The following is a 21,929-nucleotide window of genomic DNA, read 5'->3' on the forward strand; positions in this document are numbered from 1 at the left end:
ATCCCCAAGCCCAAATCGATCTAATCCACAATCCACAATCCAAAATCCACAATTCACAATCCACAATCTCAAATCCAACATCCACAATCCACAATCTCAAATCCAACATCCAAAATCCCCAATCTAAAATCTAAAATCCAAAATCTAAAATCGCTATGACTTCTCTCCCACCTCTGATTCAGCAAATGTTGCAGCCCGGTTTTTACCCGCACGGGGTGATAGAACCAGTGCAGCTAATTCAGACTCACGCTTCCTTTGTCCTGCTGACAGGATATTATACTTACAAAATCAAGAAACCCGTCAACTTTGGCTTTTTGGACTATTCAACATTGGAGAAACGGCAGCATTTCTGCAACGAAGAATTGCTGCTGAACCGACGCACTGCACCGGAAATTTATCTAGAAGTTTTGCCAATCGTTCAAATTGGGGATTCATTTCAATTTGGCAGCAACTTACCTGCTACAACTCCGGCTGAAGTTGCTGTAGAATACGCACTGAAAATGCGGGAGTTTCCTCAAGATTCGCTGTTGCTTAGTTTGTTGGAAAACGGACTGTTGACCGAGCAAATTATGGCAGACTTAGGCAGGGAAGTTGCCAAGTTTCACAGCACGGCAATTAGTAATAGCTACATTCGCACATTTGGCGAAGTCAGTCAGATTCGGGTCGCAATAGACAACAATTACCTGATTTCGCAAAAATATATCGGCGGGCCGCAGACTCAGGCACAATATCAGGAAACTAAAGATTATACTGATGCGTTTTTTGCGGAAAATCAAGAGTTATTTAACCTGCGGATTGCCAATAATAAAATTCGCGAGTGCCACGGAGATATGCACTTGCGGAATATAGCATTGTGGCAAGATAAAATATTGCTATTCGACTGCATTGAATTTAACGAGCCTTTTCGCTTTGTTGATGTCATGTACGATGTGGCTTTTACAGTAATGGATTTGGAATCGCGGGGGCGCAGAGACTTAGGCAATGCTTTTCTCAATACTTACATCGAACAAACAGGGGATTGGGAAGGACTGCAACTGTTGCCTCTGTATTTGAGCCGTCAAGCTTATGTTAGAGCGAAAGTAACTTCGTTCATGTTGGACGATGCCGCTATTTCCACAGCCCAAAAAGCAGAGATTTCACATACTGCCGCTCATTACTATAAACTGGCTTGGGAATACACACAACCGCACCGGGGAAAGTTAACTTTGATGTCCGGTTTGTCCGGTTCTGGCAAGAGTACAGCAGCTCGATATTTGGCGCGCCGCACTGGGGCAATTCACATTCGCTCGGATGCGGTTCGCAAACATTTAGGCGGAATTCCTTTAAATGAAAGCGGGGGGCAAGATTTGTACTCGGATGAAATGACCGCGCAGACTTATGGTAGATTGTTAGAGTTGGGTATAATTTTGGCTGACCGAGGTTGGGATGTGATTTTAGATGCAAAGTTCGATCGCCAAAACTTGAGAACCGATGCGATTAATCAGGCTCAATCCCACGGCTTGCCCCTGCAAATCATTTACTGCACCGCACCAATTGAAGTATTGCGAGAACGGCTGCAACAGCGCCGGGGCGATATTGCGGACGCGACGGCAGAACTATTGAGTTCGCAGCAAGCAGCTTTTGAACCTTTTACAGAATTAGAGCAAATTTCTGTAAACATTGTAGATACCCTGCAAGACTTAGAGGTACAATTAAACTTAATTTGTGGGGAGTAGTTGCAGTTCGATCGCCCTTGGCAATTTGATTGTCTGCTAATATTGTAAATATCTTTCTGTGTTATTACAAAAAAAAGTTGCAGCTCATGCCAAAATTTACCGGAGACTCCAAGGGGTTTAGCCCCGCGCTGATATGGTTTGTGTTGTTTACCGTTGGGTTTCGCTTAGTAGGATGTACGCTGCCCCTGAGTCTTGGCCTTGGTGTCATCGGTGGCGTGGCAGCAGGTTTAATTGTCGCTTGGTGGCACAACGAATTACTACTCAACCCGAATTTAAATTCCAAGGATAAAACCTCGGATGCTATAGTCAATAAAGAAGTAGTGCAAAGGGATGGCCATAAATATAGCAAAACCTCTAGGGGTGATGCTGCTACATTGTTCGGCTGGTTATCTGGACCAGAGGATCGTCGCTAGCTTGAGTCATTAGTAATTAGTCATCAGTCATCAGTCATTAGCTAACAGTTAACAGTTAACATTCACTAATGCCCTTCGTCCCAATACCCAATACTTCTTCGGCTACGCGAGCGTACTTCCAATGCCAAATTCCCAATTGAATGTTTGTATTTTTATCGAAACTCCTGCCGCTGTTTATTTATCCTTTGGGGTTGAGTTGCCTGTTAATGATGGCGGCTTTAATCACACTTTGGAAGCGTCCGAAATGGGCGGCGGCGCCAATTGCTGCGGCTCTAATTATTTTATTACTCGGAAGTAGCGGTTGGGTTTCAAAATCGTTAGTTCGATCGCTCGAATGGCAAAACTTACCAACCGCCGAACTCCCCCAAGCTGAAGCGATTATCGTCTTGGGCGGCGGTGTCAAAGCAGCTTTACCTCCCCGTCCTTGGGTAGAATTAGCGGAAGCGGGCGATCGAATAATCTACGGTTCCCGACTTTACAAGCAAGGCAAAGCTCCGCTGCTCATTCTCAGCGGCGGTAGAGTAGATTGGAAAGGCGGGGGGCCTCCCGAATCGGCAGACATGGCAGAAATTGCCCAAACAATGGGTGTACCGGCATCAGCAATTCTGCAAGACCCCGATTCAAATAACACTTATCAAAATGCTGTCAACGTGCGGAAAATTTTAGATGCTAAAGCTATAAAAGGGCCAGTTTTGCTAGTGACATCGGCGATGCACATGACTCGATCGCTCTTAATTTTCCAGCGTCAAGGAATAAAAGCAATTGCCGCACCAACAGACTTCCAGATTACGCAGCAGGATATCGCAGCATCCCAAAACAATTGGCAAGCAGTCGCCTTGGATTTATTGCCGGATACTTATGAGTTAAACCAGTCAACTAAAGCTTTGAAAGAATACATCGGCTTAATCGTTTATCGGCTGCGGGGATGGCTGTAACAGAATTTTAGATTTTAAATTTTGGATTTGAGATTGAAGAATTTAAACTAATATCAAATCCAGTTGCATCCCAATTATAGGGGCGGGGCGGGTTTGTATAATTTGTCTGTACTTATCAAATATCTGGGCGAACCCGCCCCGACAAAACTTCATCAGATAAAATTCCAAATCAAACGGATACGATCCAAAATCTAAAACCTAAAATCTAAAACCTAAAATCTAAAATCTAAAATCTAAAATCTAAAATCGATTGAGTGTGCTAGCTTAAAGTCATTAAAGCCAATATTAGCCACCGTCGCCCCCAAACAATCATGCTGCCCCACGAGTTGCAAAACATTGCCCCAGAACCGACTCCCGCGGCCGAAATTTTTCAGAGACACCAAATTGTCCGCGAGTTTTACGACGAAATTAAGTACCGTCAAGAACTAGAACTTCACTGCCAGTGGTATTACGCTACAGCGAAGCAGCATCAGCAGGAATTGCAGAAAATGCAGGGAGATTGGAATATTTTAGGTTGGTTTAGCCGCAGACGGTAGAAAAATTAAGCGTTAAATAAAAAAGATGGTTTGTAGTAAGGACTTTAGCCCCGCCGATCGACTAAAAGCCACAGAAAAAACTGAACTCCTCACTACAAACTCTACAACAGTTATATAGCCTTTCGAGCGTAACATGAGGTACACGCTCGATAAGCGGGCATAGGCCTGGAGTGGCCTCCGTGGGCATAAGGGGATAGGGCATACCTCACAAAGATTGAGAACTGCCATAAGACCAGCGCCCGAAAACTCATACTTGCTTTCCGGCAGGAATCGTTAGCCACCCAAAATTTTAGACCCTAGTTCAAGCTTCCAGATTCAAAGCTGCAAGTAAATCTAAAATCTAAAATCTAAAATCTAAAATCTAAAATCGACTGCCCGGATTTGATATTGTCTTTGGGCTCCGGCTTTAACTTTTGAGACAGCTAGACTTCCGAAGATATCAATTCGACCTCATCCTCTTTGAGGTGAGCTCGAAATTTTTTGTCAAATTGTACTAGAATCGGCCAATTAGCACTGACAGGTCGGCCGTGCCATTCGTGAACGATCGCCACGACTTCTCCTTCCATACCCTTAATATCAAATGGTTGACTGCGATTTTGAGGGTGGTGGTAGACAACAACAGAGTTTTTAATGCAAACGCGATCGCCAACTTTCATAGACTTATATTTAGTGTTCTTTCTTCAAAACTCTGCAAAGCCTACGGTGCTTAACACTTGTACGCTTTGCGGACAGTCTTCTTATCTTCCCACAAGTAGAGCGAAAACTTAAACAAAGTTGACGGTTCCCTGTCGGTGCTTCGATCGCCCGCCGCGATCGGCATAAACCGAAATGTCGATGATCCTCGGTCGATCCTGCAGGCCCGATCGGCCTTTAAAGCTCGATCGGGCGGATTCTCAAGGGCGGGAATTGATGCAGGCTAATCGGGAAACTATTTACTTAACTGATTTAACCAACACTCAACATCAACAGCCAAGGTTTGACCCAACTCCAGCAACTGCCGGATCGAAGACAACTCCCAGCCGCCGCCTGAACGCGCAATCTCCAAGGCAACAGCAGCCCCCGCAGTTTCGCCCGCCGAGGCATCTTGCCGTTGCAGCCAGCCCAAACACAAAGGCACAATTTGACTGTACAGAGAATCGAAATACAGTTCCTGCGATTTGTCCAAACACAAACCCAGACTCAGCCGATCGCCCACAGCGATCAAACGCTCGATCGTGCGGATCTCAGCTTCTAACTGGACAGGCGAGCGGTCCTCCACGCCCGATCCTGCTTGCAGCAGCGCGTCTAGCGATCGCCAAACCATCTTTTCCAAAATTTGCTTGACTTCGGGAACGTTCAACCGACAGCGGAGGTGGCCGCTTTCAGTGGCGATCGCCTCAATTTCGGCCAGCAGCGGTTCCACATCCTCCGTTTCCACTTCCAGGGCCTTGGCCGCCGTCAAACAGCGGTGTCCCAAAGCCACCTCCGCAGCCACCTGCAACTCTACCGGCACCGGCAACTCGTCTCGGTGGAACGCCATCATCACCCCGTAATTTTCGCGGTAAACCTGAGTGTAAAGCTGATCCAACCGAGTCAAATTTTCCTGACTCAGCAACTGCACGATCCGGTGGCGTTCCTCAGCGAATAAATCCCGCAAGCTAAAGGACTGATCCCCAAACAGCCGCACCATTTCCAGAATGGCGTGGGCCGCCGAAGCTTCTTGCATAACTCCAAACAACCGCTCTTTGAGCATAGTGTAAGACCGGCGGCTGCCAAAAGGCTGAATGCAGCAGTGGAAGTCCCAGCCGCCGAGGTGGAGCGCAGCAAACACAAAAACCTCTGTTTCCCGCGTAATTTCCGAGGTTAACTGCAATTGACCCACAGCCAGAGTCATCGAGCCCATGCGCTGAATTTGGAAATCTTGCTGCCCGGCCTGATAGCAGTAAACTCGCTGTTCGCGGGGATATTTGGCAAACAGAGAACTGATGGCGTAGTGGGCGGCCACTTGTCTGAGACTAATTTGGGCTGTCACCACCAGTTTGCGGTAAACTTCGGCCCCTGTTGTGAAATAGTCAACGTTGCTGGGTACGAGGGCTAGTTGAGCGACAAAATCCTTTTCTAGCTGGACGCCGGTAACTTCGCCCGCCAATTCCAGCGCCCGGGCCGCGTAGCGCAGAATTTGCACGCCTTCTGGCCGCGAGATTTCTTCAAAAAACCAGCCGCAGCTAGTGAACATTAACAAGGTGTGGCGCTGCATTTCCAGCAGTCGCAGGGCGTCCACCTGTTCTCCGGCATCGAGGGGGCGGACTTGATGGCGTTCGAGGAAACTGTCAACGTTAGCGGGCGATCGATCGCGGATGACCTCAATATATTCATCTCTGGCTTTCCAGGGATCGCTCAACAGCTTGCGCCCCGCTTCTTCGTAAATCGGAATCAGCCGATCGCGCAGCCAATTGAGAGTATCCCGCAAAGGGCGGCGCCATTTTTGGTTCCACTCGCCGCCGCCGCCGCAGCCGCAATCATCTTGCCAGCGATCGACCCCGTGAGAGCAACTCCAGGCCGTCACGGGTTTGAGTTCCACTTCCCAAGCGCTCGGATTTTGACTTAAATAATGAGCAAAATTAGTCACCGTCCAGCCGCGGCGGGGAAACTCTTCTGTGAAGGCGTAGGCGAGGCATTTTTCGGTACCGTTTTTGTGGTGGCCGAAAGTTTCGCCGTCCGTCGCCACGCAGATTAATTGAGCCGGTCGGTGGTCTCCCCGCACTGCTTGACCCAAGCGCCCCACCAAGTGGTGGCTGCTGCTGAGAACGTCGTTGAAGCCCATATCCCGCGAGATCGGGCCGTCGTAGAAAAAGATATCAATGTAGGGAGTGTTGGCAGGTGTGGCTTCGGAATTTTGGAAGTGTCTGCGGCCAAAATGGTGAGTGCTCAGTGGGGAGAGTTGGTGGTCAGCCATTAACCGCATTTCCGGCTTCAAATAGCAGCGGTAGGGGCGAGTCGGATCGATTTGGCCGCCGCCGACTTCGTGCCATTCGGAATTTTCGGCTGGTTCCCCTTCGTGGTTTTGCCCGATTAGCGGGCGGCAGCGTTCGGCTTGGGAGGGGGCTAAGACAATGAAGCGGATGCCTTCAGCGACCAAAACTTCCAGAGTGGCGTAGTCTACTGCGGTTTCGGCGAGCCACATTCCTTCGGGCTCGCGATCGAACCGGGAGCGAAAATCAGCGATCCCCCAGCGAATTTGGGTGTATTTGTCTCGCTCGTTAGCCAGCGGCATGATGATGTGATTGTAGACTTGGGCGATCGCGTTGCCGTGACCGTTGAGCCGCTGACAGCTTTTGCGATCGGCCTCCAGAATCCGCTGGTAGACTTCCGTGTCGTAGCGTTCCAGCCAGCTCATCAGGGTGGGCCCGATGTTGAAGCTCATATACTCGTAGTTGTTGACGATCCCCGCGACTTCGCCGCGATCGTTGAGTATGCGGGCAAAGGCGTTCGGGCGGTAGCACTCGATGTCAATGCGTTCGTTCCAGTCGTGGGCTGGAGAGGCGCTGGCTTGGCGTTCGATCGCGTCCAGATAAGGGTTTTCCCGGGGCGGCTGGTAAAAGTGACCGTGAACCGTCACGCACACCCCAGTTGCAGCAGCCACACTGCTTTGGGTTGCAGCCGTAACGGTTGGCGAAGACAAAGGCAGCACATCGGATTGAGTTGTAGAAATCGAAACCATGCGATCGAATCCTCAAGTAGTTAAAGACAATAAAACCAGCCTAATTAGAAACTGAAACCTTACGCAGCAAGAGTTACAGCTAGGCATCTGTTGGAGCTAAATTTTGGCAGATAAGTTTTGATACATTTGTAGTATTGCGAGCAAAGCATTCGTTCCAAGATGCCAACCGTCGATCCCTGGTTTGTTTGCCAATGCTTTGCTGTTGAAAGAGTTAAAAAATGTAGCTTTTGCTGCTTTTTGGCACTTGCGACCCATTTCGGGTTCGTGCTTGCAGCACTGCTCGTTGAGATTTTGATTTACATTGCTGGATCTTAAAGTCTTATTCATTAAATAGCAACTTTTCGCCGGAAAAATTTAATGTTTGGCGATAAATCTTGGCGGTTATCGAGAGCGGTTTAACGCCCGATCGATTTATAGAATAAGAGTTTTTGCCGAGTTTCGCATCATACTTGAGGTGCTTGTTACCTAAGTCCAGGAGGAGTTGCGCCAGTTGGGTTCGGGCGGGGCAGATTTGCTGCAAATGTACTTTCCAGAAGAGTTGTAACACTGGTGCGGAGTCAAAAGGTAACAAAAAAGCAAAATGGTAAGTGTTATATTTTAACGCCTGAGAGGTATGTGGGGGCGGAGGCATGGGAGAAGGAGGGTTTGGACGAGAAGATGCTGCATTTGACGGCGAAGTGGGAGAGGCAATTTGCCGAGAGTGCGAAGTTAGAGGCGATGATGCAGGAAAATCGGCAGAGGTGGAATTATGGGAATTGAGGAATTGCTGAAGTCCAAGCCCTCCGATATCCTGAGAATTGCTACTCACCCAGGCGCGTTAAATGTGCGCGTTTTTGGTTAAATTGCCAGGGGTGAATCAACAGCAGATAGTGAGGTAGATTTTTTAGTATAATTGGAATCAAAACGCACGTTTTAAGCAATATTAAAGAATGTATGGAGCGGATTTAGTCTTACGAAACCGGGTAAAAGACGCCGAAATAATTGTACAGGAGAAAATATAATGCCCGAACTCAGCAGATTTTTAGGCATCATCATCACGATGTACTATAACGACCACCCGCCCCCGCACTTTCATGTCCGCTACAATCAACAAAAAGGGAGCATCTCAATGAAAGCAGCCCTCCGCTAGAAATAGGAGTTAGGAGTCAGGAGTCAGGAGTCATAAGCCAGGAGAAAAGAGTCAGAAGGAAAAAGTCAGGAGCCAGAATCAGTGTTTTTACAAATATGAGATGCTCCCAACAAAAAGCCATCATTGATATCCAAACCCTCTAAATCATAGAAGGCAAACTTTCCCCTCGCCTCTTAGGATTAGTTGTAGAATGGGCTGCCCTTCATCAAACAGAGCTCATGCAAAACTGGCAACTTGCCAGACTTCAAACACCATTAGAACCTATTGCCCCTTTGGAATAAACAATGCTCAAAGATATTACCTCTGTTCAACCATTAGAAAACTATCAACTTCACCTCAAGTTTGAAGATAACCAAGAGGGAGTAGTTGACATCAGCCAATTAATCGAATTTACCGGAATCTTCGCCCCCCTGCAAGACTTGACTTACTTTAACCAAGTCAAACTCAATCCCGAATGGGGGACAATTTACTGGGAAAATGGAGCGGATTTAGACCCCGATGTTCTCTACTGCATTGTCACCAATCAAATAATATCAACCTATGAAAAAGCTTCCTTCAGATGAACGCCAACACCCAAAAAGAGGAATTCAGCTATGCTTATGTTTATGCCGTAGCAGCCGCAGCAGGCTACTCATTCCAAATAGCCCCGCGTCCCTTAGATGCAGAAGGAGTTGACGTAATTATTACAGGTTTGGGAGCATCACAATCAACGCGCCGCCCTCGCCTAGATGTCCAAATAAAATGCACCTCCAGAAAATTACTGGATAATGAAATTATCCGATATCCCCTAGAAGTTAAAAACTATGAAGAATTAAGGCTAGAAAACCCTTTCGTCCCCCGCATTCTGATTATCGTTTTAGTACCCGACAGCCAAGAGGATTGGTTGCGCCAATCTCAACAAGAACTCTCCCTGCGCTATTGTGGCTACTGGGCATCATTGCGAGGGCTACCGCCCACCCAAAATCAAAACACTGTCACTGTTCAAATATCCATACAAAACATTTTCAACACAGACGCTTTAAAAACTCTCATGCAGCGCATTGAATCAGGAGAACTCCTATGATAGTAACAGTCCGCGACCCCGATATTCTCAAAACATTAGAACCGCCTCAAGTCGCTGCTTATTTACAAAAACACGGATGGCACGAACAAAGCCGAGACGGTGACAAATCATCCATCTGGACTCGCAAGAATGAAGCAGGCGAAGAGTACGAAATTTTGTTAGCTCTAAAACCAGAATTCAGCGGTTTTGCTCTGCGGATGTACGAAGTCATGGAAACCCTAGAAATTGTCGAAAATCGCTCTCAAATTGAAATATTAGCAGACTTGATTACCTCACTCCCCAATATGACCTTACAGGGAATTGTCATGCAAGTTTACACCCCCAACACCGACAAATTAACTGGCGAAATAACCTTAATAGGCGTCATTGCTGACAAATTGCGGAAAATTAAAACTTCACTCGCAGACAAAGATTACATCCTGGCGATTAAAGCTTATCAAGAACGCTTACCGATTCTCTGTAGCGGTGACTTAATCAAAGACAACAACGCCTTCATCCTCAAAAACCCCCACAACTTAACCCTCGATGAATTGCGGTAAAACTAACAGATTTTGTCGAATATCTCTATGAAACACCTTCCAAACAGATATCAAGTTCCCTAGCAAAGGCCTCTGGCGCATCCAGCATCAGCCAGTGTCCAGTATCGGCGATCGTAGTTGTCGTCAGTGTGGGACGGAGGATGTGGAGGCTGAACGGAAAAGTGTTTGAGGTAGCAATAATCGCGTGGGCCCGTGTTCCAGGGGCTGCTAGGTAGCGATCGAGAGCATCAACTGCTTCAAAGGCAAACATCCCGCGAGACATTCCAGACAGGCAATCCTGCGGAGTCGCCGCCAAGCAAGCGAGTATCCGATCGCGCGTCTGGGCCCTGCTTCCTGTCAGCGCCTCGTTGAAGCTGGTTTCCACAGCAGCCCGCCAATCCTCCGTCTCCAGAGCCCTCTGGTAGGGGACGATCCTTGCCTCGTAAACGTCTGCGGGAACTCTGGTAAAGTCTCCAGGTGGGTCTACTAGAATCAACTGCGCGATGCGGTGCGGTGCGCTGGCTGCTGTGGCGAGGGCGATACAAGCACCGAAACTGTGCCCGACGATCGCCGCTCGATCGAGTCCCAGCCCATCTAGTACCGCCACAACATCCGCTGCACAGGAGGCGGGCGCATAGTTGCCGTCCTCCGGCGGTGCAGAATCGCCGTGTCCCCGCATGTCAAGGGCGATCGCGCGTCGGGTACGGGCGACACGGGCAAGCTGCGCCTCCCAGATGCTCGCGGAAACCGCCATACCGTGCACGAACACCACCGGCAGTGAGTCGGATTCCGCAGCGGTGACAGGGGGGCTGGCTTCGATGATGTGAATAGTGCCGATCGGTCCTTTGATATTTGTCGATCGCATAAAATCTCCTCCTAAGTTTTATAGTCTTGGACGCCTTTATTTCTTAGTCCGCGTCGGCGGACTTTGTTTATGTAGCCGCGGTTTCAACCGCCGAATCATAAAGGGGCTAGGGGTGGCTATTTTAATTTCCTGTTTTCACACAACCAATTTTACCTTTGTTACTCCTTGGCGCAATTCATACTGTCCTTTTACCCAAAATTGTTTAATTTTTGCACCCAAAAACGGAGCAGTTTGCATCATCAATAAACGCAATAATCCATTTTTTCGCAGTTGTTCGCCTTTCCAGGCTTCTTGTGCTTGAAGTTGTTGGGCGCGAATAATTTCTGGTTCGCGTTCTGCCTGAATCCGCGATAATGCTAAGTCAATATCCTCGGAATTAGCCCCTGCTTTCAATAAAGGTACAAGGTGATTGGCGGCAACAATTACATCGCGTAACGCCATGTTAATTCCTTGAGCGCGAACAGGAGACATGGGATGTGCCGCATCCCCCAAAAGTATGATTCCCGGTCGATGCCAGCGCGGACAGCGACCAACCACAACAGATAATCGCATCGGAGATTCGATCGTATCGGCACAGTTGCGGAAATGTTCTGCCATCCACGCAGGCGATCGCGATGCGAAAGTTTCTGCCCAGTCTGTATGTTTCCAATCGGTTTTGTCATCTGCCGATAGCACCCAAGCCAGATGAAGTTTTCCTGATTCTGCCCCGTGAAAGACACTGAATCCGCTACCGCTATTCAGGATGGAATAAAATACATTATCAGCCACAAACCGAGGATGAGCGGCAAGTTTAAACCACAGAACATCTATACTATTCTGCTGTTTTACTAACTCTAATTCTGCACGCTGTCGTACAACCGAGTTTCTACCATCTGTACCAATCACAAGTGCAGCAGGAATCTCTCGCCCATCTCCTAGCTTTACACCCGCAATGCGATCGTTGCTGTAGAGTAAATCTTTTACGGGAACACCTGGGATAAATTCAAACTCTGGATGCAACTGAGCTTCTGAAATTAGTGTTTCTAGCAAGGGCGGTTGCGATACCAGCGTACAAGGTCGATTTGACCCCATTGGCTCATCAACTCGAAATAGTTGCCGATCGCCCACAATGAACTCCCAGGCATCAATTTGTCGGTGTGGAACACCTTCTAGCATAGTGGATAAACCCAATTGGGCGATCGCATCCAATCCGCTAGGCATTAACCCTTCACCGCGAAACACTCGGTAGGAATCTTTTGCAGCCTCAACCAAGGTAACAGCAATACCTCGTTTCACCAGCAGTAAGGCAAGTGCCGCACCAGTCGGCCCCGAGCCCACAATTACAACTTGCATCATTGCCATTCCCCATTGCTTTTTGCCGATATTTAGAGGTCAACAAAGAGGGTAAAAGGAGGCGCAATCCCCTATTCCCAGCTATTTCTGGAGTGCCTGTTGAAAAGTCTTAACTGCATCAACATGATTCACCATATTGATGCAGCGCAACAACAAATCCAAATCGATCCCTTTCACCTCCTCACTACTGGAAACCTTTTCATAATAAAGTGTATTGCCCTCTCCCCGGAGGTGATAAACCTCTAACAATCCATCTTCCCAGAACCACACTTCCTTTATCTTCAGCCGCTTGTATGCCTCCAGTTGGTTGATGCCACCACTGGAAAACACGATCTCGATCGCCAAATCGGGTAGCCTGCGACCAGGAGCAAGTTTATAAGATTCATCCGCCTCTCGCTTGACTTTTCCCGTTTCACTTTCCAGAGTCATTGAGCCAGTGGGAGTAAAGTCAAACCCCGCCATCAGCAGGTACAGTTCCACCAATGCGGCAATTCTCTTCTTAACGGTTTCGTGTGGTTCTCCAGGCATTCGTCGTATCTCCAGAATTCCATCCAGGAAAGAAAGTCGATATCCGGGACGGTCTAACAATTGCTCAACTGCTTTGAACTCTCTCCAAGTGAGTCCTTCAAACAGAAGTGGTGATTCTTTTCTGGGTGGTGCGATGATTGCTGCGGTCATTTGATTCTCCAGTCTATTTCCAGATGAGAAACGATCGGGTTTGGAGGGCGATTTGTTTATTATAACTTTAAGTAGCATCCTCCACTGTAAATCCGATTTCTTGCCCGTAGGATAGTTCCAGCGTGTGACCGTCCGGGTCTCGCAAAAAAGCCCAGTAGCCGATCGGATATCCAGCATCTTTTGGTTCCTCAAGCAGCACGCCTTCTTGACGTGCTTTGTCGCAGAGTTCGTCCATATATTCGCGGCTTTTGCAGCCTACTCCCAGGTGTGCAAAGGGAGACAGAACGGGATGTACGGAGTGTGTTTGAATTAGCACAATTACAAAAGGGCGAGTGCGGTCAGAAAGCCAGACCACAGCAACACCTGCTTTGGCATCGATGCGGCGGTGAACGACCTGCATTCCAGCATACTTGGAGTAGAATTCGATAGTGCGACCGACATCAGAAACCGGCAGTGCGATGTGTGTGAGACCGATATCACTCATATGTTATGTTGCTCCAGTCCTATTAGGCTTAACGTCAAGAATTGCCACTTCCAATCTCATAAATTTAATGAGACGATCGCCACTTTGCAGCTTTCAGATCCATTGCTTTAATGAACCCATCTTTTCCGTCCATGTACCCCTGAATATTATCAGGGTATTTTTTGGCAAGTTTTCTCTTTAGTTCGCTGTATTCCTGCGCGGCTTCAGAATGGGTAATCATATAATCTCGAAACGCTAAGTGGCGCTCTATCTGCGGTGAGTTCACTTCAAACCCGTGAAGGTGGTGTGTTCTAATCCCTGCTTCATTACCCTTGCGAAAAAAACGACGACCGGGTATCCCAAACTCACCCATTGCTTGATAACCTAATGCCTCTATTTCTGAACTATGTGTATCGATTTTAAGAATATCTTTAACCTCAACTAACATATCGACGATCGGCTTTGCATAAATTTGTGGAATCGCTGTGCTACCAATGTGATGTATAGCAACTACATTGTCCCTAAGTGCAAGTGCAATCAGTTTCGACTCAGTTTCAAAGGCGCTGCACCAATTGGGATCGTGCGGGACGACTTCTACTTTTATTGACATGGCTGATAATTATTTGCTTTTTTTTGTCATCTCATTGATTTACCATCGCATTTAAGCGAAACTGATTTTATTATGCCTCATATTTTACGGGCTGCGCCCAAAGCTCTTAAACATACGGACAACGGGGAGAAACTGACTGTTTGGGAGAGAAATTTCAAACCGCTCAATCACCTGATAGTCAAATTTTGTGTAAAATGGCTCTCCCGCTAGCGTCGCAATCATCTCAACTTCCTTAAATCCAGCACGCTCAGCAGCCAGTTCGCATACTCGCATAATCTCACTTCCAATTCCTCGACGTGCCCATGCTGGATCAACAAAGAATGCACGAATCTTTGCCGAGTCGCTGTCTGGGTTGAGGAGGCTATCTTCTGGATTATTTTTGCCTGAATCACCTCCATAAAGCGTTTTACGCTTACTCCAACCACCGCAACCGACAATTGTTTGGTGATTGTTCTGAGCAACAAAGTATGTTTGGTCTTGAATCAGTTGACTGTCAACCCCAAAAACTGTGCCCAGTGCGCCTTCAATCTGCTCTGAAGTATAGTAGCCTGCTTGCAAAGCTCTAGCAGAATCAGGAATTAAAGTTGTCAGCTTAGGAATGTCTTCTAAGGAAGCTAATCGAATACAAAAATCCATTGAACCGATCGGCTAAACAAATCGCTCTCTTAGTTTGTCACATCCGTGAATGCGGCAATGCAGTGATCGCCCGATCGCCCACCCCAACTTTAAGCGAACACCCAAATCCCCAACCCTCCCCGTTTATTAAACTTTGTGGCAGGCTATGATTGACGGTTGGCAGCTTTTGAGAATCTAAATGCTAAACACCAATACAATAATTTCCAGCCTGCTGTTATTTATCCCAGTTTCCATCGCCGGACACTTTCTCGGCTGGGAATCCTCCACAATCTTTATCACCTCGGCTTTAGCCATCGTCCCTCTAGCGGCCTGGATGGGCACTGCCACTGAAGAAATCGCCGTCGTCCTCGGTGCCAATTTGGGGGGTTTGCTGAACGCTACCTTCGGAAATGCCACGGAACTGATTATCGGCATCGTCGCCCTCAACGCTGGACTAATAGATGTTGTCAAGGCCAGCCTCACCGGTTCAATTATGAGCAACCTGCTGTTGGTGATGGGATTTGCGATGCTGCTGGGAGGCTTGCGCTACAAAGAACAAGAATTTCAGCCGACAGTCGCCCGGTTGAATGCTTCAGCGATGAACTTAGCCGTGATTGCCATTTTGGTGCCGACTGCAGTTAATGCCACCTCTATTGGCATCCCTCCGGCAACTATGCAGAACCTCTCTAGCGCTGTTGCTGTAGTCCTGATTGTCGTCTACGTGCTGACGCTGCTGTTTTCGATGAAAACCCACAGTTATCTGTACGATGCAGGGGTAGCAGAAATAGAAATGCTCGAAGAATTAGCCGAAAGTAACTTAGCACCAGACAGTCCTGACCACAAAGTCAATCTGCCGCTGTGGGTTGGGGTGCTGTTGGCCTGTACCTTGATGGTAGCTGTCGAGTCGGAACTGCTGGTGGGTAGTCTGGAAGAAGCGACGGCGCGTTTGGGGCTGACATCACTGTTTACCGGGGTGATTTTAGTGCCGATTATTGGCAATGCGGCCGAACATACGACGGCGGTGACGGTGGCGATGAAAAATAAAATGGATTTGTCGGTTTCTGTGGCCGTGGGTTCGAGTTTGCAAATTGCTTTGTTTGTTGCCCCGGTGTTGGTTTTGGCAGGTTTTGCCTTGGGCAAACCGATGGACTTGAATTTCAACCCGTTTGAACTTGTAGCGGTTGCGGTGTCGGTGCTGATCGCCAATTCTATCAGTTCTGACGGCAACTCTAACTGGCTCGAAGGTACTTTGCTGTTGGCAGCTTATACTGTTTTGGCGCTGGCGTTCTACTTCCATCCGGTAATTGAGGGACTTGTTTAACAGGCTTTCTTCTGCTGAAGGAAGAAGGCAGAAGGCAGATTTTTTTACTCCCCCAGTCCCCCACTCCCCTACTCTCACTTCTTTCTTCGAGAGTGGTGGTTGCGATCGTACAATTGAAATGTGGCTGCTTTCTCGTTATTAGTTCTGGTCTGTTTGTACATTATGTGCCCTCATCAGGGATTTGTGACCTCGATCGGCTGTGACAAACCACAAAACCTTTGGCCTCAACCCGATCGTTAGATCGCAGTGCCCCCGGTTATACAAAAACACGGGATGCTGAAGTCAAGCGAGACTAAAGCCTCCCTTGACTTCAGAGACCCTGCAACATTTCCATCAAGGGTGCTCATGAGTCTTTTACTAGGTGTGCTACGATCGTCATAAGTTGAAAATTGAGTCTAACTAGAGAAAGTAAAACCTCGTACTCTTATTGTTGAGTACGTCGTCCCGCAAACACGGTGTTGCCGTCTAGGAAAACTCGTATTTGAACAAAAGCCGAACTAGATAAAGAGGACTAATCAAATACGGTATGCCATACCGGAATTAACGATTTTAGAGAAGACACCTCTAATGCGGCTTGAGTAATCTTGTCAAGGCAAGTAACGCAAGCTGAATCAAAAATCTCACTCACCAAGAGTGCACAGAGGTTAATCTAATCGCTTAATACTTGATTAAACTTCCTCCGAGCTGCTGATGACAAGCATATTGACAGAGGCGCAGTTGTGTGCAAAATTCTCAGAATAATGCCCAAAATCGGCAGGAAAAATTTTCTGGAAGAGTAAACGACGGTCGATTTAAAACTGACCAGCCTGTAAAAAGGTCGAACGGGATACCACGATTCGTTAAATTGGTTGAAAATAATGGTTAAACAATGGCTAAAAGCTTCCACAATAATAAATAGTTGTACAGACTTCAAAAAAAATAGGGTGCTGCTCCACCCGAATTTACGCCTGTGGACAAGTAAGAGCCGACTCTCTTGGCAGAAGCAGGAATCAGACCCTCTAGAAAATACTTCTAGTTGAATGGTGAAGCTTAGATAAGTTTAGCCAAGTTTTGTATAGCAGTGTCAAAGTAAAACTTGATAGAGCAACCTCAATCAGGGTTATGTGGCTTCTGTGAGTTATTGCCTCAATCCCAAATGCCCGAATCCCTCCGATCCAGCCAACTCTGGCAAATCCGCGTGTATCCACTGCGGGTCTGAACTTTTGTTGCAAGGTAGATATCGGCTAGTCGCGCCTCTCGGAGGCGGTGGCTTTGGCAGAACATTTGAAGTGGACGACAACGGCTCCCGAAAAGTGCTCAAAGTCCTGCTCAAAGAACATCCCAAAGCTGTAGAACTTTTTAAGCAAGAAGCCGACGTATTGGTCAGGCTGAGACACCCAGGTATTCCAAAAGTCGATCGCGACGGTTATTTTACATTTTCGCCAGCTCACAGCACAGAGTCTTTTCACTGTCTGGTGATGGAGAAAATTGCTGGTGCCAATTTGCAAGACTGGCTGAAACATCGGGGTCGCCCGATCAGTCAAGAACAAGCTGTAAACTGGCTCAAACAACTGTCGGAAATTTTAGACCAAGTTCACCGCCTCAACTATTTCCATCGGGATATCAAGCCGCACAATATTATGTGCAAGCCAAACGGGCAGTTAGTGCTGATTGACTTCGGGACTGCTCGGGAAGTGTCGGCGACTTATTTCGCTAAGGTGGGCCAGGGGCAAAATGTGACTGGTATTGTTTCCCCGGGCTACACGCCGCCGGAACAAACTAATGGCAAGGCTGTTCCCCAGTCGGATTTTTTTGCTTTGGGGCGCACTTTTGTTTATTTGCTGACTGGAAAGCCGCCGACTGCCTTTCCAGAGAACCCGCGCACGGGCAGATTAATGTGGCGCAAAGGAGCTCCTCAGGTTTCCGACGCCGTGGCTAATGTCATCGATTACCTGATGGCGCCTTTTCCGGGCAATCGACCTCAAAGTCCCCAGATGGTTTTGCAGTGCTTGGAGGAAATTAATCTCGACGGCGCGGAAACTCAGTTGCCCACTCAGTTGCCGACGACGGGGCAAACTAAAATTCGCGCCACTGCCGGGGAGGCTGGGGCGAAGAAGCAGACTTCTGTAAACCGCCTCAGACCTCTGAATTCGGGATTGAACAAGACAGAGAAAAATGTTTTTGATTGGAAAAAGAAGTTGCTGGCGGGCACGGCTGTTTTGATGGTGAGTATTGGCGCGTCTCAAATTTACGGTTCGCTGCGTTACGGGGTGTTTCCAGCAAACCCGGTGTGGCTGCTGTCTACTTTACCTAGCACTCAGTTTTTGCAAAGAAGTTTGGATAATGTCGGGAGTGTAAATGCGATCGCCCTGTCGCCTGACGGTAAAACTTTGGTCAGCGCTAGCTTTGGGACGATTAGAATTTGGAATGTGAGGACGGGACGCCTGGTGCGGACTCTCAATTCGGTGCATTCTAAAAAATCGGTCAACACGCTGGCGGTGAGCCCGGACGGCTCGATTTTGGCCAGCGGGGGCGGCGACAAGAATGTGATTCTCTGGGATTTGAAGACGGGGCGACGGATGCGGACGATTCCCGCTCACACAGCCCCCGTCAACGCCATCGCTTTTAGCAGGGACGGTCAAACTCTCGCTAGCGGCAGCGATGACAAAACTGTTCGCTTGTGGGATGTCAAAACCGGCAGCAGGTTGCGGACTTTGAGCGGCCACGCCGGAGGAGTAAACGCGATCGCTTTTAGCAGGGACGGTCAAACTCTCGCTAGCGGCAGCGATGACAAAACTGTGCGTTTGTGGAATCTCAATACCGGAGAAGTCAGAAGAATTATCACAGGTCACGGGGGCCCGGTTAATGCTGTGGCTTTTAGCCCCAACGGGAAAACTGTGGCTAGTGCTAGCACCGACAATACGATCCGTTTGTCCAACGTGCAAGACGGGAAGCGCACTCGCACTTTTAAAGGGCATTCGGGTCGGGTGAGGACGATCGCCTTTAGCCCGGACAGCCGCACTTTGATTAGCGGGGGCGGAGATATTATAGTTTGGGATTTGAAGACGGGAAAAGAAAGAAACACTCTTTCTGGTCACAGTCAGTTTGTGAGTTCTGTTGCTATTGCCAGAGATAGCAAGACTTTTGTGAGCGGCAGTCCCGATCGGACTATTAAGATTTGGCGAATGCCATAATTATTAGTTATTGGTTATTGGTTATTTGTGATTAGAAGAGTGGAAATAACTAATAACCAAGTAGCAATTATATCATCTCCGGTGACTTAACCATCATATAATCGAAGGGTATTCTCAAATTTCCTCCTATCTCTAAACAGAGATGAAATCTTCAGTGCCCATGAGATTGGGAGCAACGCCTGTCAAAGCAGCTAAAACTTCACCGCTGCTAGCTAATCCAATTAATGTGCCGTTAGTTCCAGCGGAAATTGATAGTTGTCCGAAAGTCAAGCCATTAATTAATTGAATGGTATCTTGACCGTTGCCGAAATCAGAGATTGTATCAACTCCCAACCCCGCACCTAAAACAAATACATCGTTGCCCGCGCCGCCGACAAGATTATCGTCGCCCAAACCGCCGTTGAGGGTGTCAAAACCTTTGCCACCAGACAGGTAGTCGCTGCCGTCGCCACCATTAAGGATATCATTGCCCCGCAAACCAGTCAGCAGGTCATCGCCTGCCAAACCGTTGATGAGATCGTTGCCTGGAGTGCCTGTCAGGTTGTCGTTGCCGGGAGTGCCGTTGATGGCGTTTGGAGAGTTATTGATGCCGCCTGGAGTGTTGCCGATGTCAGCAACGAATACGTCTGGGCCGTTGTTGGTATCTCCCGGCACGAGATTGGCGGCCAAAGATGAAAACGCCACTTTCTGCCCGTTGGCCGAGATAGAGGGGTAATTGGAGAAGTTGTTCCCCTGATTGCCTGCTGAGTCAACAAAGGCGCGGGTGGTGGTATTGGTTAACAAGTCGCGCACGAAGATGTCGGTTTGATTGTTAGTATCCCCCGGCACGAGGTTAGCGGCATCAGATAAAAACGCCACAAACCTCCCGTCGGCTGAGATGGAGGGAGAGAAGGAGTTGCTGTTCCCCGGATTGCCTGCTGAGTCTACAGAGACGCGGGTGGTGGTATTGGTTAACAAGTCCCGCACGAAGATGTCTCCGGTATTGCTAGTATCCCCCGGCACGAGGTTAGCGGCATCAGAAGAAAACGCCACAAACCGCCCGTCGGCTGAGATGGAGGGAGGGAAAGAGTAGCGGTTCGCCTGGTTGCCTGCTGAGTCTACAGAGACGCGGGTGGTGGTATTGGTTAACAAGTCCCGCACGAAGATGTCCTCGCTATTGTTAGTGTCCCCCGGCACGAGGTTGGTGGAAATAGATCCAAACGCCACAAACTGCCCGTCGGCTGAGATGGAGGGGAACAGCGAGTAGCTGTTCCCCGGATTGCCTGCTGAGTCTACAGAGACGCGAGTAATAGTCATAAGCTCTCATATTTAAGAGTACAAGGAAGGAGATTTCCTAATGTTACTCACAGTACACAAGATAGGCAAGCTCATATTCCTCGCCCGTTTTTCGCAAATTCATCAACAGTTTGCTGCGATAATTCGTGAACAGCCATCGCTTGCAATACATCAAAAGGCAATGTCAAATGATCGGCGCCAGCTAATAAAGTCTTTACCGCTTCTTCCGGCGATTTAATGCTAGCTGCCAAAATCTCCGTATTAGTTTGCTTCAACACATTTGCCATATCTTGCACTAAGGAAAAACCGTCTCCCAACAATCTGGTGGCGCGATTCACGTAGGCGATCGCATATTTTGCACCCGCTTCTGCTGAGACAACTGCTTGTGATGCGCTGTATATCGCCGTCACCGCGCAAGGAATGGACGGTGACAAATGCGCTACTGCTTGGAAACCAGTCGCGGTTGCGGGAACTTTCAACACTGTTTGCTGTCCAATTAATTCAAAAGCCGCTTTTCCTTCTGCTACCATGCCATCAAAATCAGATGCAGTTAGCTGATAATACACTTCCCCCGGAATCAGTTTTGCCAGTTGTTTGAGCGTCACATCTGGAGATAAATCGCTTTTTCCCAGGAGGGTTGGATTAGTAGTAATACCCGAGAGCCAGCCGAACTTGCTCGCCCATGCGGCTTCGGCTACAATTGCAGTATCGAGATAAATTCCCATCAGCTCTACACCTTTATTTTTTGAGTTTATTCTGAGTTTTCCGAGGCTTAGTTTCAATTCGATCTCACAGAGCGTCAAATTGATTGTTAGGTCTTAACTGTAGCAGATTTGTGAAAACATCGCTAGCAAGTAAAAATAACAATTAAGTGATGGGGATCACCTCACTTGCTGATTACGATCGTCACGTAAGAAAACTTCTATCGCCAAATCCCGGAAACAAACAATTTATATTTGTAGTATGGGTTATGTATGCGATAACTCAAGGAGGTGACTCATAAAATGAGAGAAAAAGAAAATCATCAGTCACAAGTCGGTCTTGAGGTATCTTGTGACAAAGCGGAGTTGAAAAAACCAGCATCAGCCACTCAAGACTTGTCAGAAAATGATAATTCTCAAACCGAGTCTCAAGCATTTGAAAATCACGGTGAAGATGGTTTGAAGGCTCTAGGACGCTTAATGATGGTGAGTCTAACTTGGTCGCTGGCAGGACTTTCTAAACGCAAGTAAATTTTTGGGTTATTGGTTATATCGTTTCCGGTTGGATGGGCACGATCGAGTCAAGGTCGCACAATTCCACATTCCCCCACGGACTACTCCCCATCATGTATGAGTGTAACCGGAATTGATATTATTGGTTATTGGTAATCAAGACTGGTATTTTGCCAGAGTGCCATGAATCTTTAAGTTTTAATATCCAATTCCTAATCTCTCGCCTGTGCTTTTTATAGTACAGGCTTGCCCATTTCCCAATCGGATGGGACTCCATGCTTCATCCCTGGGCTTCGCCCAATTCCCAATATCAAACTTTTATTTAGATCGACCGTTTTGGCGGTTGCTATAAATCCGCCCCAAAGACACAATAT

Annotated in this window: 25 protein-coding genes; 13 read left to right on the plus strand and 12 right to left on the minus strand. The window is 47.9% G+C overall.

Annotated features, from left to right (window positions below; translation table 11 throughout):
• Nucleotides 1–155: 155 nt before the first annotated feature.
• From OSC7112_RS29400 to OSC7112_RS29415, 4 genes are all read left to right on the plus strand, one after another.
• Nucleotides 156–1,715 carry a bifunctional aminoglycoside phosphotransferase/ATP-binding protein gene (locus OSC7112_RS29400; protein WP_015179323.1) on the plus strand — a complete coding sequence of 520 codons (1,560 nt, stop codon included), beginning with the start codon at nt 156–158 and terminating at the stop codon, nt 1,713–1,715.
• A gap of 29 nt (nt 1,716–1,744) precedes the next feature.
• Nucleotides 1,745–2,128, plus strand: a complete 384-nt coding sequence (locus OSC7112_RS29405; RefSeq protein ID WP_223300714.1) for a hypothetical protein — start codon at nt 1,745–1,747, stop codon at nt 2,126–2,128.
• Between the two features lie 140 nt (nt 2,129–2,268).
• A complete protein-coding gene (locus tag OSC7112_RS29410; protein ID WP_015179325.1) occupies nt 2,269–3,063 on the plus strand; it encodes a YdcF family protein in 795 nt (264 codons plus the stop codon).
• Nucleotides 3,064–3,374: 311 nt separating this feature from the next.
• Nucleotides 3,375–3,599 (plus strand): hypothetical protein, encoded by a 225-nt coding sequence (locus tag OSC7112_RS29415; RefSeq protein WP_015179326.1) that lies wholly within the window; start codon nt 3,375–3,377, stop codon nt 3,597–3,599.
• 422 nt (nt 3,600–4,021) lie between these two features.
• Here OSC7112_RS29415 and OSC7112_RS29420 read toward each other — a convergent pair whose 3' ends face one another.
• From OSC7112_RS29420 to OSC7112_RS40325, 4 genes are all read right to left on the minus strand, one after another.
• Nucleotides 4,022–4,255: a ferredoxin-thioredoxin reductase variable chain gene (locus tag OSC7112_RS29420; protein ID WP_015179327.1), complete on the minus strand. Its 234-nt coding sequence runs from the start codon at nt 4,253–4,255 to the stop codon at nt 4,022–4,024.
• Nucleotides 4,256–4,527: 272 nt separating this feature from the next.
• A complete protein-coding gene (locus tag OSC7112_RS29425) occupies nt 4,528–7,299 on the minus strand; it encodes a DUF3536 domain-containing protein (RefSeq protein ID WP_015179328.1) in 2,772 nt (923 codons plus the stop codon).
• A gap of 96 nt (nt 7,300–7,395) precedes the next feature.
• Entirely contained in the window at nt 7,396–7,626 is a 231-nt protein-coding gene (locus OSC7112_RS29430; protein ID WP_015179329.1) for a hypothetical protein, read from the minus strand.
• Nucleotides 7,619–7,846 (minus strand): hypothetical protein, encoded by a 228-nt coding sequence (locus tag OSC7112_RS40325; protein WP_190274294.1) that lies wholly within the window; start codon nt 7,844–7,846, stop codon nt 7,619–7,621. Before OSC7112_RS40325 ends, OSC7112_RS29430 begins: the two co-directional genes overlap by 8 nt.
• 82 nt (nt 7,847–7,928) lie before the next feature.
• Here OSC7112_RS40325 and OSC7112_RS40330 point away from each other — a divergent pair, with 82 nt between their 5' ends.
• The 6 genes from OSC7112_RS40330 (at nt 7,929) to OSC7112_RS29460 (ending at nt 10,030) form a co-directional block, all read left to right on the plus strand.
• A complete protein-coding gene (locus tag OSC7112_RS40330) occupies nt 7,929–8,069 on the plus strand; it encodes a hypothetical protein (RefSeq protein WP_190274295.1) in 141 nt (46 codons plus the stop codon).
• Between the two features lie 230 nt (nt 8,070–8,299).
• The gene (locus OSC7112_RS29445; protein WP_083888217.1) at nt 8,300–8,428 is read left to right on the plus strand and encodes a DUF4160 domain-containing protein; all 129 of its coding nucleotides are present in this window, start codon (nt 8,300–8,302) and stop codon (nt 8,426–8,428) included.
• A gap of 146 nt (nt 8,429–8,574) precedes the next feature.
• Nucleotides 8,575–8,709 (plus strand): DUF4160 domain-containing protein, encoded by a 135-nt coding sequence (locus OSC7112_RS37405; RefSeq protein ID WP_223300915.1) that lies wholly within the window; start codon nt 8,575–8,577, stop codon nt 8,707–8,709.
• 3 nt (nt 8,710–8,712) lie between these two features.
• Nucleotides 8,713–8,991 carry a DUF2442 domain-containing protein gene (locus tag OSC7112_RS29450; RefSeq protein ID WP_015179330.1) on the plus strand — a complete coding sequence of 93 codons (279 nt, stop codon included), beginning with the start codon at nt 8,713–8,715 and terminating at the stop codon, nt 8,989–8,991.
• The gene (locus OSC7112_RS29455; RefSeq protein ID WP_015179331.1) at nt 8,988–9,491 is read left to right on the plus strand and encodes a DUF4365 domain-containing protein; all 504 of its coding nucleotides are present in this window, start codon (nt 8,988–8,990) and stop codon (nt 9,489–9,491) included. Before OSC7112_RS29450 ends, OSC7112_RS29455 begins: the two co-directional genes overlap by 4 nt.
• The gene (locus OSC7112_RS29460) at nt 9,488–10,030 is read left to right on the plus strand and encodes a hypothetical protein (protein ID WP_015179332.1); all 543 of its coding nucleotides are present in this window, start codon (nt 9,488–9,490) and stop codon (nt 10,028–10,030) included. The genes OSC7112_RS29455 and OSC7112_RS29460 overlap by 4 nt, the downstream gene beginning before the upstream one ends.
• Before the next feature lie 25 nt (nt 10,031–10,055).
• Here OSC7112_RS29460 and OSC7112_RS29465 read toward each other — a convergent pair whose 3' ends face one another.
• From OSC7112_RS29465 to OSC7112_RS29490, 6 genes are all read right to left on the minus strand, one after another.
• Complete coding sequence (locus OSC7112_RS29465; RefSeq protein ID WP_015179333.1) at nt 10,056–10,874, minus strand: alpha/beta fold hydrolase; 819 nt, start codon at nt 10,872–10,874, stop codon at nt 10,056–10,058.
• A 135-nt stretch (nt 10,875–11,009) separates the two neighbouring features.
• Nucleotides 11,010–12,209: an FAD-dependent monooxygenase gene (locus OSC7112_RS29470; RefSeq protein ID WP_015179334.1), complete on the minus strand. Its 1,200-nt coding sequence runs from the start codon at nt 12,207–12,209 to the stop codon at nt 11,010–11,012.
• 78 nt (nt 12,210–12,287) lie between these two features.
• The gene (locus OSC7112_RS29475; protein WP_015179335.1) at nt 12,288–12,884 is read right to left on the minus strand and encodes a Uma2 family endonuclease; all 597 of its coding nucleotides are present in this window, start codon (nt 12,882–12,884) and stop codon (nt 12,288–12,290) included.
• 67 nt (nt 12,885–12,951) lie between these two features.
• The gene (locus OSC7112_RS29480) at nt 12,952–13,368 is read right to left on the minus strand and encodes a VOC family protein (protein WP_015179336.1); all 417 of its coding nucleotides are present in this window, start codon (nt 13,366–13,368) and stop codon (nt 12,952–12,954) included.
• Between the two features lie 64 nt (nt 13,369–13,432).
• Nucleotides 13,433–13,957, minus strand: coding sequence for a GrpB family protein (locus OSC7112_RS29485; protein WP_015179337.1), 525 nt, complete (start codon nt 13,955–13,957; stop codon nt 13,433–13,435).
• Nucleotides 13,958–14,041: 84 nt separating this feature from the next.
• Nucleotides 14,042–14,593: a GNAT family N-acetyltransferase gene (locus OSC7112_RS29490; protein ID WP_015179338.1), complete on the minus strand. Its 552-nt coding sequence runs from the start codon at nt 14,591–14,593 to the stop codon at nt 14,042–14,044.
• A 178-nt stretch (nt 14,594–14,771) separates the two neighbouring features.
• Here OSC7112_RS29490 and cax point away from each other — a divergent pair, with 178 nt between their 5' ends.
• Entirely contained in the window at nt 14,772–15,893 is a 1,122-nt protein-coding gene (cax, locus tag OSC7112_RS29495; RefSeq protein WP_015179339.1) for a calcium/proton exchanger, read from the plus strand.
• A gap of 1,103 nt (nt 15,894–16,996) precedes the next feature.
• Nucleotides 16,997–19,066, plus strand: a complete 2,070-nt coding sequence (locus OSC7112_RS29500) for a serine/threonine-protein kinase (RefSeq protein ID WP_015179340.1) — start codon at nt 16,997–16,999, stop codon at nt 19,064–19,066.
• A gap of 132 nt (nt 19,067–19,198) precedes the next feature.
• On the opposite strand, the gene OSC7112_RS34840 is transcribed toward OSC7112_RS29500, so the two are convergent.
• The gene (locus OSC7112_RS34840; protein ID WP_015179341.1) at nt 19,199–20,362 is read right to left on the minus strand and encodes a PD40 domain-containing protein; all 1,164 of its coding nucleotides are present in this window, start codon (nt 20,360–20,362) and stop codon (nt 19,199–19,201) included.
• A 71-nt stretch (nt 20,363–20,433) separates the two neighbouring features.
• Nucleotides 20,434–21,066, minus strand: a complete 633-nt coding sequence (locus OSC7112_RS29515) for a transaldolase family protein (RefSeq protein ID WP_015179342.1) — start codon at nt 21,064–21,066, stop codon at nt 20,434–20,436.
• A 279-nt stretch (nt 21,067–21,345) separates the two neighbouring features.
• Between OSC7112_RS29515 and OSC7112_RS29520 the strand changes: the two genes are divergently transcribed.
• The gene (locus OSC7112_RS29520; RefSeq protein ID WP_015179343.1) at nt 21,346–21,573 is read left to right on the plus strand and encodes a hypothetical protein; all 228 of its coding nucleotides are present in this window, start codon (nt 21,346–21,348) and stop codon (nt 21,571–21,573) included.
• Nucleotides 21,574–21,929: the final 356 nt, after the last annotated feature.

It is taken from the genome of Oscillatoria nigro-viridis PCC 7112 (assembly GCF_000317475.1).
Classification (GTDB): domain Bacteria; phylum Cyanobacteriota; class Cyanobacteriia; order Cyanobacteriales; family Microcoleaceae; genus Microcoleus; species Microcoleus nigroviridis.

Bases quoted from the DNA above. Each gene is read 5' to 3' on its own strand.
- OSC7112_RS29420 (WP_015179327.1), bottom strand. From the start codon at position 4,255: ATGAAAGTTGGCGATCGCGTTTGCATTAAAAACTCTGTTGTTGTCTAC.
- OSC7112_RS29430 (WP_015179329.1), bottom strand. From the start codon at position 7,626: ATGAATAAGACTTTAAGATCCAGCAATGTAAATCAAAATCTCAACGAG.
- OSC7112_RS29415 (WP_015179326.1), top strand. From the start codon at position 3,375: ATGCTGCCCCACGAGTTGCAAAACATTGCCCCAGAACCGACTCCCGCG.
- OSC7112_RS29410 (WP_015179325.1), top strand. From the start codon at position 2,269: ATGTTTGTATTTTTATCGAAACTCCTGCCGCTGTTTATTTATCCTTTG.
- OSC7112_RS29515 (WP_015179342.1), bottom strand. From the start codon at position 21,066: ATGGGAATTTATCTCGATACTGCAATTGTAGCCGAAGCCGCATGGGCG.
- OSC7112_RS29475 (WP_015179335.1), bottom strand. From the start codon at position 12,884: ATGACCGCAGCAATCATCGCACCACCCAGAAAAGAATCACCACTTCTG.
- OSC7112_RS29520 (WP_015179343.1), top strand. From the start codon at position 21,346: ATGAGAGAAAAAGAAAATCATCAGTCACAAGTCGGTCTTGAGGTATCT.
- OSC7112_RS29480 (WP_015179336.1), bottom strand. From the start codon at position 13,368: ATGAGTGATATCGGTCTCACACACATCGCACTGCCGGTTTCTGATGTC.
- OSC7112_RS29460 (WP_015179332.1), top strand. From the start codon at position 9,488: ATGATAGTAACAGTCCGCGACCCCGATATTCTCAAAACATTAGAACCG.
- OSC7112_RS29485 (WP_015179337.1), bottom strand. From the start codon at position 13,957: ATGTCAATAAAAGTAGAAGTCGTCCCGCACGATCCCAATTGGTGCAGC.
- OSC7112_RS29465 (WP_015179333.1), bottom strand. From the start codon at position 10,874: ATGCGATCGACAAATATCAAAGGACCGATCGGCACTATTCACATCATC.
- OSC7112_RS29425 (WP_015179328.1), bottom strand. From the start codon at position 7,299: ATGGTTTCGATTTCTACAACTCAATCCGATGTGCTGCCTTTGTCTTCG.
- OSC7112_RS29445 (WP_083888217.1), top strand. From the start codon at position 8,300: ATGCCCGAACTCAGCAGATTTTTAGGCATCATCATCACGATGTACTAT.
- OSC7112_RS29455 (WP_015179331.1), top strand. From the start codon at position 8,988: ATGAACGCCAACACCCAAAAAGAGGAATTCAGCTATGCTTATGTTTAT.
- OSC7112_RS29450 (WP_015179330.1), top strand. From the start codon at position 8,713: ATGCTCAAAGATATTACCTCTGTTCAACCATTAGAAAACTATCAACTT.
- OSC7112_RS40330 (WP_190274295.1), top strand. From the start codon at position 7,929: ATGGGAGAAGGAGGGTTTGGACGAGAAGATGCTGCATTTGACGGCGAA.
- OSC7112_RS29400 (WP_015179323.1), top strand. From the start codon at position 156: ATGACTTCTCTCCCACCTCTGATTCAGCAAATGTTGCAGCCCGGTTTT.
- OSC7112_RS29470 (WP_015179334.1), bottom strand. From the start codon at position 12,209: ATGATGCAAGTTGTAATTGTGGGCTCGGGGCCGACTGGTGCGGCACTT.
- OSC7112_RS29490 (WP_015179338.1), bottom strand. From the start codon at position 14,593: ATGGATTTTTGTATTCGATTAGCTTCCTTAGAAGACATTCCTAAGCTG.
- cax (WP_015179339.1), top strand. From the start codon at position 14,772: ATGCTAAACACCAATACAATAATTTCCAGCCTGCTGTTATTTATCCCA.
- OSC7112_RS34840 (WP_015179341.1), bottom strand. From the start codon at position 20,362: ATGACTATTACTCGCGTCTCTGTAGACTCAGCAGGCAATCCGGGGAAC.